The organism is Streptomyces sp. JW3 (assembly GCF_052216785.1).
Classification (GTDB): domain Bacteria; phylum Actinomycetota; class Actinomycetes; order Streptomycetales; family Streptomycetaceae; genus Streptomyces.
The window spans coordinates 17,661-31,920 of the sequence record NZ_JBQOUX010000036.1 but is presented as its reverse complement, the minus strand read 5'-3'; the positions used below and the strand labels follow the sequence as shown (position 1 = coordinate 31,920).

Below are 14,260 nucleotides of genomic sequence, written 5' to 3'. Positions count from 1 at the left end.
GACGATCTGGTCCGAGCCCTGCGCGACCCCCGGGGTGCTGCCGCCGCCTCCGTCCTCCCTCCGCTACAGCCGCAGGTCGTGTTCCACAAGACCGGTGCCGGGGGCGGCGGGCACGTGCAGGAACTCGGCGTGCGGCGCGTGGTCGGGTGTCGACACGACGAGGGTGTGGTTGCCGGGCCACAGCCCGTCGACCCGGTAGCGGCCGGCGCGGAACGGGCCCGCCGCGACCCGCTTGCCCCGGGCGTCGATCACGGTGACCCAGCCCGCACAGCCGGCGGGGTGCGCGGCACACCGGACGGCGCCCACGACGCCGACCCCGCCGGTGCCGTGCGGCACCGGCCGGGCGGCCGGCGCGGCCGGTGCCGTCGCCGTCCCGGCCGGGGTGCGCGGTGCGGGTTCCGCCGGGGCGACGGCGGTGGCCGTGTCCCGGGCCGCGGGCCGCACCGCCCACTGGGCCACGAGCGCCCGCGCCCGGCGTTCCATCGGCGAACTCGCCACCTCGCCGGGCGCGGCGCTGCGCAGGGTGAGCCCGCACCGCTCCGCGTACCCGGCCAACGTCTCGTCCAGCGCGGCCAGTTCCCGCAGCGCCCGGCGCAGCCGGGTGGCCCGGGGACCGGGCGGCGCCAGATCCAGCTCCGCCCGCAGCTCACCGATCAGCGGTCCCACCCGCTGCCAGGTGCCCTCGGGCTCGCCCGCCGCCAGCGAGCGTTCCAGCGCGCCCAGCGAGCCGGCCAGCGCCGTGGTGACCAGCGTGAACCGTTCGGCCTGCCGCGGCGCCAGATCGACGTCGATGTCGGCCGCCGAGGCCAGCGCGCGGGCGTGCCCGGTGGCCGTGGTCAGCAGCGCGGTGCGGTGCTCCGCGGCCCGGCCACGCACCCCGAGCGGCATCCGCACCAGCGGCCGGGCCAGGCTCACCACCTGCAACAGGGCGGCGTCCACCGCGCGGGCGGCGCCGCGCAGCCGGACCGGGGCCTCCGGGTCCCGCCAGCGCTCGCCGAGCTGCCCGACGAGGTCGTCGACGGCGGCGACGTAACCGCGCTCCGCCTCCCGGGTGATCCGCCGGCTGGACAGCGGGAAGATCAGCGCGGCGCAGGCGGTGGCGATCAGGATGCCGAGCCCGTTGTCCAGCAGCCGTTCACCGAGCAGATGGTCCATGCCGTCGTACGAGGTGGTCAGGCCGTACAGCTGCACCAGCGCGACCACCAGGCCGACCACCCACAGGGCGTAGGCGCGCTGCATCCCCCAGGCGCCGAAGGTGAGGCCCAGCACGATGACGGTGAGCGTCGCGTAGACATGGCCGGTGCCCAGCACGCCGAGCAGGGCGATGCCGATCACCGCGCCGATCACGGTGCCCGCCATGCGGTGGCCGAACTTGCGCAGCCGCTCATGCGTGGTGTTGGTGCCGAACAGCGTGATCATCACGCCGACCAGGCCCCAGTAGAAGCGCTGCGGGTCGATGGCGTCGGTGAGCGGGCAGACGATGGCGGCGGCGATCCCGGCGTGCAGGGGCGCGCGTACGAAGGGGACGATCCGGCGCCAGCTCCGGTCCGCGCCCGCCGCCAGGACCCGCCGGGTGGCGGGGGCCGAGCCGGGCGGAAGGCCGCGCTCCAGGGCCACGGTCGGCTGGAAGGGGACCTTCGCCGGGGCCGCGGGGGAGCTCCAGCCCAGGGTGAGCCACTGGGACAGCGAGCCGGCCAGCGAGTCGAGGAGACCGGCGACGCGGTGGGCCAGTTCGACGGTCTCCGCCTGCCGGTCGCCGGGGGCGGCGTGGTGGAGTACGTGGTCGGCCTGGCGGCGGATGTGCTCGGCCGCGGGGTGCAGCCCCTGGGCGCTGCCGAGGGGTGTGTCCCGGGCCAGCACGAAGCCGACGGCCATCGCCTCGCGCAACCGCGGGGGCACGTCCCGGCCGGCCAGGTCCTGGACGGCGCGGCCGATGCCGCGCAGCGCCAGTTCGGCGTCGAAGAGGTGCCGGTGCAGCAGCTCGGCCATGTCGGGGTTGGCGGCGACCTCGGGCTGGGCGAGGCAGCCGTCGATGGTGACGGTGGTGATGTTGAGGCGGCGCAGTGAGCGGGACATCCGGCGCACCGCCCGCTGCTGGTCGGCGTCGGGGTCGAGGGCGTCCACGGCCGCGTCCGCCACCCGGCGGGCCTCCACGACGAAGGCGCGCTGGGTGCGCAGCAGGTCCTCGCGGGGCATCGGGTAGCACAGCAGCAGCCGGGTGGCCAGGACCGCGGCGGCGGCGACCAGCGCGACGACGAACGCCTGGCCCGACATCGACGCCGGGATGTTCGCCATCATGCCGACCATCAGGCCGTTGAACAGCATCATGCCGGTGAGCAGGAAGAGCTGGCCGAACCGGGCGAGGAAGAAGGTCAGCGCGAGCGCGACGACCATCAGGCCGATCTCCAGCGCCCGCTCGTCGTGCAGTTCGGCGGCCAGGTAGAGGATCGCGGCGTAGGGGAACGGCATCCACAGGATGGCGCGGGCCAGCCGCTGCCAGGTGTTCTCGGCGACGGCGAAGGCGCTCATCAGGCCCATCATCCCGCCGACCATCATGCCGATCATCGCGGGCAGGTCCAGGGCCCGGGCCATGCCGTAGCCGGTCGCCAGGGCGGTCACCATGGCGACGAAGGTGCGCCAGCCCGACTGGAGCCGGCCGAGGCCGGGGTCGGCCGCGAGCACCCAGTCCCAGCGTCTCGGGGGGCCACCCACCCGGCGCGGCGCGAGGGTGCCCGCCGGGTGGGCGGGAGCGGGGGTGGCGGGGGTGGCGGGGGGTGGCGCGGGGGGCATCGCTTCCGGTGCCGTGTCCGACGCCGCGGTGCCTGGGCTGCTCAAGTGGCCTCCGAATCCTTGTCCATCGAGTCCGTCGTGTTCATCGAGTCCGTCGTGTTCATCGTGTGCACGGTGTCCGTCGTCTGCGCTGTGGTCATCGCGTTCGATGCGATCATCGCGTCCGACAGGACGGTGAGCGCGTCCCGGGCGGCGCCCACGGCGCGTTCGGAGTCCTCGACACCGGCGTCGAGGCCCCGCAGCAGGGCGGCGGCCATCCGCCGGCGCCCCTGTTCCAGCAGCTCCCGGCCGGTCGGCGTCAGGGACGCCTGGACCACCCGCCGGTCGGCCGCCGAGCGCTCGCGCGTGGCCAGGCCGCGCTCTTCGAGGCTCTGGAGGACCACGGTCACGCGCGGCTGGACCATGCCGGTGCACGCGGCGAGCGCGGTCACCCGCCGGGGGGCGTCCTCCAGCGCGTCCAGCACGGCCACCTGGCTGCGGGTCAGCCCGAAGCCACCGGTGCGGAAGAGCGCCTGTGCCAGCTGTCCGATGCCTCTGAGGAGGCCCCGAGCCGCGCACTCGATGCGCTGCTCGTCGGATTGATGCATATAGCAATCATATATATGTCGGAGAGGCGGGCGAACCATGTGCGGGCAAAAGGACCGAGTGGGGGGTGTGTGGTAACCGAGGGTGATTGCTATCTGATCGTTCTTGATCGTTATCTCGCGCTTTAAAGGTCATCTGCGGGGGATTTCGGCAAACAGCCCAGCACGCCTGATGCACACGCGACTACTGTGAGTGTCCGCCCACGGACCCGTACCCGAGGACACCGATGTCTCACCTCCGCGCCCCGGCCGTGCGCGCCGACCGCCGTGAAGGCGGCCGGCACGGCCGGCCGGCCGCCCGCACCGAGCCCGTGCTGCCCGAGACCCCCATACGGTCCCAGCTGCTCCGGCTCGCCGTGCTGCCGCCCGTCGCGGTCGCCCTCAGCGCCTCGGCGGCCGTCCTGTTCACCGTCCGGTCCACCGGCATCCGCCCGGCCCCCGCGCTGTGGGCCGTGCTGACCGGCGCCCTCTGCGTCACCGCGGCCGCCGTCGTCATCGCCGCCGTCGCCGCCGACCGCGCCGCCCGAACCGTGGGCGAACGCCTGGGCGCGCTGCGCCGCAGCACCGCCCGGGGCGAGGCGGAACTGCGCGCCCTGGTCGAGACGCTGCGGCGTGGCGAGGCCGCGCCGCAGCGCAAACCGCGCGGCGGACCGCCGGACGACGCCGACGACTTCGAACTGCTCGCCGCCGACCTGTCCCGCGCCCACGAGGGTGCCGTCAGCGCCGTCGTCCGGGCCGCCCAGCTCTCCAGCCAGGCGGGCAGCGAACAGAAACTGGAGGTCTTCGTCAACCTCGCCCGGCGCCTCCAGTCGCTGGTGCACCGGGAGATCTCCATCCTCGACGAGCTGGAGAACGAGCAGGAGGACCCCGACCTGCTCAAGGGCCTCTTCCACGTCGACCACCTGGCCACCCGCATCCGCCGCCACGCGGAGAACCTCGCGGTGCTCGGCGGCGCGGTCTCCCGCCGGCAGTGGAGCCACCCGGTCTCCATGACGGAGGTGCTGCGCTCGGCCATCGCCGAGGTCGAGCAGTACTCCCGGGTGCGGCTGGTGCCGCCGGTCGACGGCACCCTGCGCGGTCACGCCGTCGCCGACGTGATCCACCTGCTGGCCGAACTGGTGGAGAACGCCACGGTGTTCTCCGCCCCCGACACCCAGGTGCTGCTGCGCGCCAACCTGGTCACCGCCGGACTCGCCGTCGAGGTCGAGGACCGCGGCCTGGGCATGCCGGTCGCCGAACAGCAGCGGATGAACGGCCTGCTCGCCGACCCCGACCAGGTCAACGTCGCCCGGCTGCTGGCGGACGGCCGCATCGGCCTGTTCGTGGTCTCCCAGCTCGCCAAGCGGCACGGCATCGGCGTCCGCCTCCAGACCAACATCTACGGCGGCGTCCAGGCCGTCCTGATCGTGCCGGGGGCCCTGCTGGGGACGGCCCCGGACACCTCGGCCCCGGACACGGCGCCGCCGCCGGCGACCATCGGCGGCGGCCTGACGGCCGTACCGCCACCGCCCCTGTCCACGGCCGGACCCGTGTCCACGGCCGGATTCGAGTCCGCGGGCGGGTTCGAGTCCGCGGGCGGGTTCGCCCCCGCCGGAGGGGCCGCACCGGCCACCGGGCCCGGGTCGGCCACCGATTCCGCGTCTGCCGCCCCGACCCCGCACCCGACCCCGCACCCGGCCCCGCTACCCTCCCCACCCGCCGCCGCCGTACCGGCGTCGCCCGTCCCCCCCGAGCCCCGGCTCGCCCCGGCCGCTTCCCGCAGCACGGGCACGGGTGTCGCCCCGCCGCTGCCCGTGCGCGGTGCCCGGGGGGCGGTGCGGGCCACCCCCGCCGAGGCGGTGGCCGGCATCCGGCCCGGCGACCGGCCGCTGGTCGCCGAGCACACCACCGCACCGCCCGTCCCGCGCCACACCGCCGTGCGCGGCACCATGGACAAGCCCCGGCTGCCCCTCCGCCGCGCCCAGGAACATCTCGTGCCGCAACTGCGCGAGGGGCCCGCGCCCCGCCAGGACACCGACCAGGTCGCCGGGCACGATCCCGGCCTGATGGCCGCCTTCCAGCGCGGCATCGGCCTCGCCGAGGCCCAGCAGCGCCTGGAGCCGGGGCATCCGGAGCCGTTCCCGGCCGACACCGGCGACGTCCCCCGAACCACCGACGCCCGGTCGGCGCCCGCCCCCGGCAGCACCGACCCCCTCACCCGTCCCGACGGGAGCGCACCGGCCGGATGACCACACACCACCCCGCTCCCACCCCCACCCCCACCCCCGCCCTCAGCGCTTGCGCAGATCTTCGTACCCCAAGGAGTCGATCCACCATGGCGAGCGATGCGCCCACCGGACAGGTGTCCGACCTCGACTGGCTGATGAGCGGCCTCGTGCAGCGGGTGCCGCACACGTCCAGCGCGGTGCTGCTGTCCTGCGACGGACTGGTGAAGTCCGTCCACGGCCTCGACGCCGACAGCGCCGACCACATGGCCGCGCTGGCCTCCGGCCTCTACTCCCTCGGCCGCAGCGCCGGGATCCGGTTCGGCGACGGCGGGGACGTACGGCAGGTCGTCGTCGAACTCGACTCGACGCTGCTGTTCGTGACCACCGCGGGCTCCGGCACCTGTCTGGCCGTACTGGCCGGCCGCGAGGCCGACGCGGCGGTCCTCGGCTACGAGATGGCGATGCTCGTCAAGAGTGTCCGCCCCTACCTGGTGACCGCGCCCCGGCAGCACACCGTTCAGTCCGCGGTCTCCCCGGCTTCCCCGGCTTCCCCGGCGATGAGGCCGTGAGCGTGGTGACGGCCGGCGACGGGCCGTGGGTGGACGAGGCGGCCGGGCGCCTCGTGCGCCCCTTCACGGTCAGCAACGGCCGTACCCGGCCCACCGTCGCCCTCGACCTGATGTCGCAGGTGATGGCCACCGGGGCCACCCCCCTCGGTTATCTCGGTCCGGAGCACACCCAGGCCCTGGACCTGTGCCGCGCGCCCGTCCCGGTCGCCGAGGTGTCCGCCCATCTGCGGCTGCCGGTGGCGGTCGCCAAGGTGCTGCTGTCGGACCTCGTCGACTGCGGCGCGCTGACCACCAAGCCACCCGCCGAGTTCCACCACAACCCCACGGACCGGGCCCTTCTGGAGGCAGTGCTCGATGGACTACGACGACAGCTGTGAGTACGACGCGTCCGGCGCCGACCCGTTCCCCACCGCGCTGAAGATCCTGGTGGCGGGCGGATTCGGGGTGGGCAAGACCACCTTCGTCGGCGCGGTCAGCGAGATCGCGCCGCTCAGTACCGAGGAACTGCTCACCACGGTCAGCGCCGCGACCGACAACCTGGAAGGGATCGAGAACAAGCTCGAGACCACGGTGGCCATGGACTTCGGCCGCATCACCCTCGACCCGCGGCACGTGCTGTACCTGTTCGGCACGCCGGGCCAGGAACGGTTCTGGTTCATGTGGGACGAACTGTGCGAGGGCGCGCTCGGCGCGGTCGTCCTCGCCGACACCCGGCGGCTGGAGGAGTCCTTCGCCGCCATCGACTTCTTCGAGCAGCGCGGCCTGGCCTTCATCGTCGCCGTCAACGAGTTCGACGGCGCCCACCGCTACGACACCGAGGAGGTACGCGCCGCCATGGACCTGCCCGCCGAGGTCCCGATCGTGCGCTGCGACGCCCGTATCTCCAGCTCCGGCGTGAGGACCCTGCTCACCCTCGTACGCCACCTCATCGCCCACACGCCGGAGCCCGCCACGGGCCGCGGCGCCCACATGTGATCGCCCGCCCGCCCCGCCACAGCCCTCGCCCTGGAGCCGCCCATGACCTACGACCCGCCGCGCCCGCCCGGACGGCTGCTGCTCACGCCCGAGGACCGGGAGGCACCCGCGCGGGTACGGCGACTGCGGCTGCTCGGCCTCGCGGAGCGCCCCGACCCCGCGCTCGACGCCTTCGCCGACCGGCTCGCGGACGTGGCCGACGTGCCGTACGCGATGGTCAACTTCCTGGTGGAGAACGGGCAGTTGTTCGCCGGTCTGCACGCGCCCCGGGCCGCGGCGACGGGCGACGGCCGGGTCCTCGAGTTCGCCCGGGTGCAGCCCCGCGACCACGGCTTCTGCCCGCATGTGGCCGCCCGGCGCCGGGCGCTGGCCCTGGAGGACGTCCGCGACTATCCGCGGTTCGCGGGCAACCCGGTCGTCGACACCTTCGGCATCCGCTCCTATCTGGGCGCCCCGCTCATCGACAGCACCGGGACGGTACTGGGCGCGGTGAGCGCCGCCGACGTACGGCCCAGACCGTGGGGGAAGGCGGGGCTCGCCACCATCAAGGCGATGGCGGCGGAGCTGATGGGCCGGATCGAGCGGAGCGCGGCCGACGGTCTGCCGCTGTGAGGCTCCCGCGCCGGGACTGGTACGGCCGGGTGCGGGGCATGGGGCGCGCCCCGCTGGCGCTCGGGCACGAGTTCGCTGACGTGGCGAGCGGGCGCGGCGGCAGGGTCGTCCTCGACTGGACCCGCTGATCCGCCCGGTGCTGGACTCGCTGGCGGCGGCCGCCGAGGAGTGAGCGCCCCGTAACAAGGCTGTCTCACATCAGGGATACTGTCCCGGATATGAGACAGAGTGACCGCGATTCCCCGGACCCGATGGACGTCCGGCTCGGCACCCGGCTGGCCGAACTGCGCGCCGAACGCGGCTGGTCCCTGGACGAGTTGGCCGAACGCACCGGGGTGAGCCGCTCCACCCTGTCCCGCGCCGAACGGGCCGAGACCAGCCCCACCGCCGCCCTCCTCAACCGCCTGTGCGCGGTGCACGGACGCACCATGTCCCAGTTGCTCGGCGAGGTCGAGGCCCGGCCCGCCCCCGTGGTCCGGGTCGCCGACCAGCAGATCTGGACCGACCGCGCCGCAGGTTTCGTACGCCGGTCGGTGTCCCCGCCGCACGCCGGGCTGCGCGGCGAACTCGTGGAGGGCCGGCTCGCCGCGGGTGCCGACCTGGCGTACGACCGGCCACCCGTGCCCGGTCTGGAGCAGCACATCTGGGTGCTGGAGGGGGAGTTGGAGGTGACCGCGCAGGACACCGCGCACCACCTGGCGACCGGTGACTGTCTGCGGCTGCGGGTCTGGGGACCGACGCGGTTTTGCTGCCCCGGGCCGGACGGCGTCCGGTACGTACTGGCGGTGGTGCTGCCATGACCGCCGCCATGACGGTGACCCGGCTGGACGCGGCCCGGCTCACCGAGCGCGCGGGGGAGCTGGCCGACCTGCTGACCGACACCGTGCACGGCGGGGCCTCGATCGGCTTCCTCGCCCCGCTGGACCGGGCCGAGGCGCTGGCCTGGTGGCGGTCCCGGGCCGACGCGGTGGCCGCCGGGAGCCTCGCCGTATGGACGGCCCGGGAGAAGGGAGCGGATGGACCGGACGGACCGGTCACCGGTACCGTCAGTCTCGTTCTGCCGGACAAGCCCAACAGCCGCCACCGCGCCGAACTGGTCAAGCTGATGGTGCACCGCCGGGCCCGCGGCCGGGGTCTCGGCCGCACCCTTTTGGACACCGCCGAACGGGCCGCCGCCGCGTCCGGCATCACCCTGCTCCACCTGGACACCGAGACCGACAGCCCCGCCGAACGCCTCTACCGCGCGGCGGGCTGGACCCGGGCCGGCGAGATCCCCGACTACGCCGCCACCCCGGCCGGCGTCCTGCGGTCCACCACGCTGTACTTCAAGCACGTGGGACCGCCCGGCTGAGCCGGCTCAGGAGGCGCGCCGCGCGGCCCACACCATGCGCTCGGTACGCACCGTCAGGTCGGTGCGGCGCAGCACGCTGTGCGGACCGTCGGTGTCGAGCAGCCGGTCGAGGGCGGCCAGGTCCTCGGCCGACAGCAGGGCGGCGACCCCGCCGCGCATCCGGCGCAGACCGCTGAGCGCGTAACGGCCGACCGCCGCACTGCCCGGCAGGTCCACGGTGACGGTGCGCTCGGCCTCGACGGTGAAGCCGGCGGCGGTGAGTTTCGCGCCCCAGTCGGCGCCGCGGTGCGACAGGTGCTCGGCGTGGTGCCGGTCGAGCGCGGCGTGACAGCGTTCCTCCAGACCGGGCCGGTCGGCGGGCGCGTCCGGGGGCAGGAACCTGGGGAACCCGGCCAGTTCGACGACGGCGAACAGCCCGCCGGGCGCGAGCGCCTCGCGCACCTGGCGCAGCGTGCGGTCCGGATCGGCCATGTGGTGCAGGGCGGCGGACGCCCAGACCAGCTCGGGCCTGCCGAGGTCCGGCCAGCCGGCGTCGAGGTCGGCCTCGACGGTGCGCACCCGGTCGGTGAGACCGGCCGCGGCGGCCTTCTCGCGCAGCCGGTCCAGGTGCCCGGCCGAGGCGTCGACGGCGGTCACCTCGGCCGCGGGGAAGCGCTGGAGCAGGGCGAAGGTGCCGGTCCCGGTCCCGCAGCCCAGGTCCACGATCCGCTGGGGCGCGGCCGTGAGGGGCAGCCACGCGGTGATGTCGGCGAGCTGCTCGGCGAGCACTTCGGCGTCCAGGTCGAGGATCTCCGCCTGATCGCCGGCGTGCTCGTCCGTGCGGTGATCTGTGCGGTGATCTGTGCGGTGATCTGCGTGGTGGTCGGTGTGCGGGGTGGTGTGTGTCATGCCGGCCACGCTAGGAGCCGCACCGGCGGATCGCGTGGCCGCTTCCCGGAAGGGCAAGACACCGGCCGCCCGGCGTGCCGGTCGCGCAAGATCTCAAGGGGCGGGCCGGTCCGCGTGGCCCCGGCGGGCGTCCCGGTCGAAGATGCCCAGCACGTCGCACGGCCCGCCCTCGGCGCCGAGGGCGTGCGGGAGCATCGTCGGGAACTCGGCGGCCTGGTTGGTCTCCACCCGGAGCCGCCGGTCGCCCAGCAGCAGCACCGCGGTACCGGACAGGACGACGAGCCACTCCCGGCCGGGATGCGCGCGCATCCCCGCCGGACCGTCGGGCGGCGGGTCGGTCAGACGCTGACGTACGACGGTCAGCCCAGGATCGGCGCGCACCCGCCACTGCATGCGCTGCTGGGCCGCGTAGATCATCGGGCTGGAGATCACGTCGTCGGCGGCGGTCTCGACCAGCTGGTCGAGCGAGGTGTCCAGGGCGCGGGCGAGCGTGACGAGCTGGTCCAGCGCGAGCCGCCGCCGGCCGGTCTCGATCCGGCTGAGGGTGGAAGGGCTGAGCCGGGCCCGGCTCGCCAACTCGTCGAGGGACCAGCCCTGCGCCAGCCGCAGGGCGCGGATACGGGCGCGGACCAGGGCGTCGAGGCCGTCACCGCCGGATTCTTGCGTCATGGGCAAAAGCGTATGCGGGCCGGGCAAAGCACCCGGTACTGCGGGCGCCTGCGTCCCAGGCCGGCTGTCAGTGCCCCGGGCTACGGTGCCTGACATGCCGGACGCCGAAGACGTACGCCGTATCGCCCTGTCCCTGCCGGACACCGCGGAGAAGACCGCCTGGAGCATGCCGACCTTCCGGGTGGCGGGCAAGATGTTCGCCACGCTGCCCGAAGACGAGACGTCCGTCGCCGTGCGCTGCCCCAAGGAGGAGCGGGACGAACTCGCCCTCGCCGAACCGGAGAAGTTCTGGATCGCCGGGCACGAGGCCCAGTTCGCCTGGGTGCGGGTCCGGCTCGCCGCGCTGGAGGACGAGGGCGAACTGCGCGACATCCTCGCCGACTCCTGGCGCCAGGCCGCCCCGGCCGGCCTGCTGGAGAGCCACCCCCGGTTGGGCCTGCCGCCCACCGGCTGACGGCCCCCGGGGTCAGCCGCGCGCCGCCGCCCCGAGGAAACCGCCGATCCGGTCCCGCAGCGACCGGGCGTCCAGACCGTGCGCGGCGGTGTGCTCCTCGGCGAGCCCGTAGCGCCGCAGCTCCCGCCGCCCCACTCCCAGCCCCAGCACCCGGTGCGGTACGTCGGACAGCGCGTCGTTCACGGCCGCCGTGGAGGTGCCCGCGAGATACGGCTCCACCAGGACCACGTCCGCCCGCGCCGCCCGGACCGCCCGGCGCAGTGTCCCGGCGTCGAAGGGGCGGACCGTGGTGGCGTACAGCACGGTGACGTCGAGTCCCTGCGTGCCGGCGAGCACCTCGTCCAGCACCGGCCCGACGGCGACGACCACGCCCGACCCACCCTCGCGCAGGGTGCGGAACCGCCCGCCGCCGACCGGCAGCCCGTCCGCGTTCGACCGCACCGACAGCCGTACGTACACCTTGTCGTCCCCGGCGGCGACCGCGTGCCGCAGCAGCGTCTCGGCCTCGTCCGGATGTCCCGGCACGTGCACGGTCCAGCCGTCCAGGGTGTCCAGCAGTGCCACGTCGCCGGGCGCCATGTGGGTGTACCCGCCGGCCGGCCAGTCGAAGGACGCGGCGGCGCTGACCAGCACCGCGCCGGCGTCCTGATGGCCGAGGTCCAGTTTGACCTGCTCGAAGGGCCGCTCCACGAGGAAACTGGCGAAGGTGTGCACGACGGGCCGCAGTCCGGTCAGCGCCAGTCCCGCGGCGGCGCCGACCAGGAGCTGTTCCCGGATGCCGACGTTGATCACCCGGTCGGGATGCCGGCGCCCGGCCTCGGCGAAGCCGTCCGCGCCGATCTCGGCGAGGACCACGGCGACCCGCGGGTCCTCGTCCAGCAGTTCGGTCACGACCGGGGCGAAACGGTCACGCATGGTGTCCATCGGGAGTCCTTTCACAAGAAGACGTGCGGGGCGGGGCCGGGGCTCAGGCGGACTTCGGCTCGACCCGGGCCACCACCACGTGCGGGCGGCCCGGATGCGGCGCGGTGAAGGCGGCGTACAGCGCCGCGTGGTCCCGGCCGTCGACGGTCGCCGTCGACCAGCCCGCGGCCGCGAACCGGGCGGTGACACCGCCGGGCCGGGCGTGCCGGGCGGAGGCGTTGTCGACGACGACGGTGTGCAGCCGCTCCAGACCGGCCGCCCCGGCGAAGGCGATCGCCTCGTGGTTGCTGCCCTCGTCCAGCTCGGCGTCCCCGGTCAGCACCCACACCCGGGGCTCGCCGAGCCCCTGGGCACGCAGCCCCAGCGCGGTGCCCACGCCGATCGGCAGCCCGTGCCCGAGCGAACCGCTGCCGATCTCCACGCCCGGCACCAGCGTCCGGTCGGGATGGTGCCCGAGCGGCGAGTCGTACGTCCCGAAGCCGTCCAGCCAGTCCACGGGTACAAAGCCCTTGGCGGCGAGCACGGCGTAGTACGCCATCGGCCCGTGCCCCTTGGACAGCAGGAACCGGTCCCGTCCCGGATCGTCCGCGCGCTCCGGACCGACCCGCAGCACCCGGTCGTACAGCACCCACAGCACGTCCAGGGTGGACGTCGCGGCGGGCCCGTGCTTCTCGTCCCCCGTCATCAGCGCCATCAGGCCGGACAGGTCGGCGTACCCGTGGGCACGCCCGCGTTCCTCGGTGGTGGTCGTCATACCGGCGATCGTGCGACCTCAACCAAGCTTGAGGTCAAGTGCGGGCGGCGCGGGAAAGGGATGCGCGACCACCGCCTGGAGTGCGGTATGGTTTTCCTGCACGCCCTGCCGGGGAAACCCCAGGTCAGGCAGGCATCGGGACGTGGCGCAGCTTGGTAGCGCACTTGACTGGGGGTCAAGGGGTCGCAGGTTCAAATCCTGTCGTCCCGACTGGAGACAGTCGCAGAGCAGGCCGGTTTCGGAGATGTCCGAGACCGGCCTGCTTCGCGTGTGCCGGAAGTACCGGTCCTTGCCGTGTCAGGGCCGGGCGAGAGCGGGTCAGCCGGCCCGGTCGCCCGGCGTGGTGACGCGTCTGACGGCTTCCAGGGTCAGGGCGCGGTCGTGCGGGTGCTGGGCCAGTGCCCGGTGCAGGGTCAGGCCCTCGATGAGCGCGTCCAATTGCCGGGCGGTGTCCGGGTCGAAGTGCCGCTCCAGGTGGATGCGGCTGCGGGCCATCCAGGTGTGGGTGAGTTCCCGGTAGGCGGGGCGCCGGGCGGCCAGGGTGTACAGCTCCTGGGTCAGCACCAGGTCGCGCTGACTGCCCTCGGACAGGGTGTGGATGAGGTCGGTCACCGCCGCCCTGGCCTCCTCGCGGTCGGCCGGGGCGCTCAGATACCGGTCGAAGAGTTCGACGATGTGGTCGGTGAAACGCCGGAACGCCTCGCTCAGCAGGTCGTCCATGCCGTCGAAGTGGTACGTCATCGACCCCAGCGGCACGCCGGCGCGAGCGGCGATCCTGCGGTGCGAGACGCCGGCGACCCCCTCGTCGGCGATGAGGTCGAGGGCCGCGGCGAGGATGCGTTCGCGGCGCTGCGGGTCGGTGTGTCCGGTGGCCATGAGGACAGGCTCACAGACTCCGTACCACGCGGGCGGGATTGCCCACGGCGACGACGTCCGCGGGGACGTCCTTGGTGACGACCGCGCCGGCGCCGATCACCGAGTTGTCCCCGATGGTCACACCGGGCAGCACGATCGCGCCGCCGCCGAGCCAGACGTTGTCCCCGATGGTGATCGGCCGGGCGGCCTCCAGCTTGTCGCGGCGGGGCCCCGGCGCCAACGGGTGGGTCGGGGTGAGCAGTTGGACGTTCGGTCCGATCTGGCAGTCCGCGCCGATGGTGACGGCGGCGACGTCCAGCGCGGTCAGGTTGTAGTTGACGAAGGTCCTGGCGCCGATCGTGAGGTTGCTGCCGTAGTCGACGTACAGCGGCGGCCGTACGTGCGCCTCCGCGCCGAGCGCGCCGAGCAGTTCGGCCAGGAGCGGCCGGGCGGCGTCGGCGTCCTCGGTGTAGGCCGCCTGGTAGCGGGCGGCCAGGCGGACGGCCCGCTGCTGGCGGCGGGCGATCTCGGGGTCGTCGGCGATGTAGAGGTCGCCCGCCCGCATGCGTTCCAGGTTGCTGCGCGGGTCGTCCGCGAAGTGGTCCGTCGTCGACATGGGCAGGAGCGT

At 74.3% G+C, this 14,260-nt stretch carries 17 protein-coding genes and 1 tRNA gene; 10 read left to right on the top strand and 8 right to left on the bottom strand.

Annotated features, from left to right (window positions below):
* Positions 1-63: 63 nt before the first annotated feature.
* Both ACTT8P_RS16875 and ACTT8P_RS16870 read right to left on the bottom strand, forming a co-directional pair.
* Complete coding sequence (locus ACTT8P_RS16875) at positions 64-2,835, bottom strand: FUSC family protein (RefSeq protein ID WP_442832459.1); 2,772 nt, start codon at positions 2,833-2,835, stop codon at positions 64-66.
* Positions 2,832-3,377 (bottom strand): MarR family winged helix-turn-helix transcriptional regulator, encoded by a 546-nt coding sequence (locus tag ACTT8P_RS16870; protein WP_442832458.1) that lies wholly within the window; start codon positions 3,375-3,377, stop codon positions 2,832-2,834. Before ACTT8P_RS16870 ends, ACTT8P_RS16875 begins: the two co-directional genes overlap by 4 nt.
* Before the next feature lie 224 nt (positions 3,378-3,601).
* On the opposite strand from ACTT8P_RS16870, the gene ACTT8P_RS16865 reads away from it, so the two are divergent.
* The 8 genes from ACTT8P_RS16865 (at position 3,602) to ACTT8P_RS16830 (ending at position 9,088) form a co-directional block, all read left to right on the top strand.
* Positions 3,602-5,602: an ATP-binding protein gene (locus ACTT8P_RS16865; protein ID WP_442832457.1), complete on the top strand. Its 2,001-nt coding sequence runs from the start codon at positions 3,602-3,604 to the stop codon at positions 5,600-5,602.
* Positions 5,603-5,688: 86 nt separating this feature from the next.
* Positions 5,689-6,150 (top strand): roadblock/LC7 domain-containing protein, encoded by a 462-nt coding sequence (locus tag ACTT8P_RS16860; protein WP_442832456.1) that lies wholly within the window; start codon positions 5,689-5,691, stop codon positions 6,148-6,150.
* Positions 6,151-6,152: 2 nt separating this feature from the next.
* Positions 6,153-6,527, top strand: a complete 375-nt coding sequence (locus tag ACTT8P_RS16855; RefSeq protein WP_442832491.1) for a DUF742 domain-containing protein — start codon at positions 6,153-6,155, stop codon at positions 6,525-6,527.
* On the top strand, positions 6,505-7,125 hold the full coding sequence (locus ACTT8P_RS16850) for a GTP-binding protein (RefSeq protein ID WP_442832455.1): 621 nt from the start codon (positions 6,505-6,507) through the stop codon (positions 7,123-7,125). Before ACTT8P_RS16855 ends, ACTT8P_RS16850 begins: the two co-directional genes overlap by 23 nt.
* 42 nt (positions 7,126-7,167) lie before the next feature.
* A complete protein-coding gene (locus tag ACTT8P_RS16845) occupies positions 7,168-7,737 on the top strand; it encodes a GAF domain-containing protein (RefSeq protein WP_442832454.1) in 570 nt (189 codons plus the stop codon).
* Entirely contained in the window at positions 7,734-7,865 is a 132-nt protein-coding gene (locus ACTT8P_RS16840; protein ID WP_442832453.1) for a hypothetical protein, read from the top strand. The genes ACTT8P_RS16845 and ACTT8P_RS16840 overlap by 4 nt, the downstream gene beginning before the upstream one ends.
* 90 nt (positions 7,866-7,955) lie before the next feature.
* The gene (locus tag ACTT8P_RS16835) at positions 7,956-8,537 is read left to right on the top strand and encodes a helix-turn-helix domain-containing protein (protein WP_442832452.1); all 582 of its coding nucleotides are present in this window, start codon (positions 7,956-7,958) and stop codon (positions 8,535-8,537) included.
* A gap of 8 nt (positions 8,538-8,545) precedes the next feature.
* Positions 8,546-9,088: a GNAT family N-acetyltransferase gene (locus ACTT8P_RS16830; protein ID WP_442832490.1), complete on the top strand. Its 543-nt coding sequence runs from the start codon at positions 8,546-8,548 to the stop codon at positions 9,086-9,088.
* 6 nt (positions 9,089-9,094) lie between these two features.
* On the opposite strand, the gene ACTT8P_RS16825 is transcribed toward ACTT8P_RS16830, so the two are convergent.
* The gene (locus tag ACTT8P_RS16825) at positions 9,095-9,976 is read right to left on the bottom strand and encodes a class I SAM-dependent methyltransferase (protein WP_442832451.1); all 882 of its coding nucleotides are present in this window, start codon (positions 9,974-9,976) and stop codon (positions 9,095-9,097) included.
* Between the two features lie 93 nt (positions 9,977-10,069).
* Positions 10,070-10,645: a helix-turn-helix domain-containing protein gene (locus ACTT8P_RS16820; protein ID WP_442832450.1), complete on the bottom strand. Its 576-nt coding sequence runs from the start codon at positions 10,643-10,645 to the stop codon at positions 10,070-10,072.
* A 94-nt stretch (positions 10,646-10,739) separates the two neighbouring features.
* Between ACTT8P_RS16820 and ACTT8P_RS16815 the strand changes: the two genes are divergently transcribed.
* Positions 10,740-11,099, top strand: coding sequence for an MmcQ/YjbR family DNA-binding protein (locus tag ACTT8P_RS16815; protein ID WP_442832449.1), 360 nt, complete (start codon positions 10,740-10,742; stop codon positions 11,097-11,099).
* Between the two features lie 12 nt (positions 11,100-11,111).
* On the opposite strand, the gene ACTT8P_RS16810 is transcribed toward ACTT8P_RS16815, so the two are convergent.
* Positions 11,112-12,023 (bottom strand): transketolase family protein, encoded by a 912-nt coding sequence (locus ACTT8P_RS16810; RefSeq protein WP_442832448.1) that lies wholly within the window; start codon positions 12,021-12,023, stop codon positions 11,112-11,114.
* Between the two features lie 43 nt (positions 12,024-12,066).
* On the bottom strand, positions 12,067-12,777 hold the full coding sequence (locus ACTT8P_RS16805) for a transketolase (protein WP_442832447.1): 711 nt from the start codon (positions 12,775-12,777) through the stop codon (positions 12,067-12,069).
* A gap of 136 nt (positions 12,778-12,913) precedes the next feature.
* Here ACTT8P_RS16805 and ACTT8P_RS16800 point away from each other — a divergent pair.
* Positions 12,914-12,987, top strand: a tRNA-Pro gene (locus tag ACTT8P_RS16800).
* A 108-nt stretch (positions 12,988-13,095) separates the two neighbouring features.
* On the opposite strand, the gene ACTT8P_RS16795 is transcribed toward ACTT8P_RS16800, so the two are convergent.
* On the bottom strand, positions 13,096-13,653 hold the full coding sequence (locus ACTT8P_RS16795) for a TetR/AcrR family transcriptional regulator (RefSeq protein WP_442832446.1): 558 nt from the start codon (positions 13,651-13,653) through the stop codon (positions 13,096-13,098).
* A gap of 10 nt (positions 13,654-13,663) precedes the next feature.
* Positions 13,664-14,248 (bottom strand): sugar O-acetyltransferase, encoded by a 585-nt coding sequence (locus ACTT8P_RS16790; RefSeq protein ID WP_442832445.1) that lies wholly within the window; start codon positions 14,246-14,248, stop codon positions 13,664-13,666.
* Positions 14,249-14,260 lie beyond the last annotated feature (12 nt).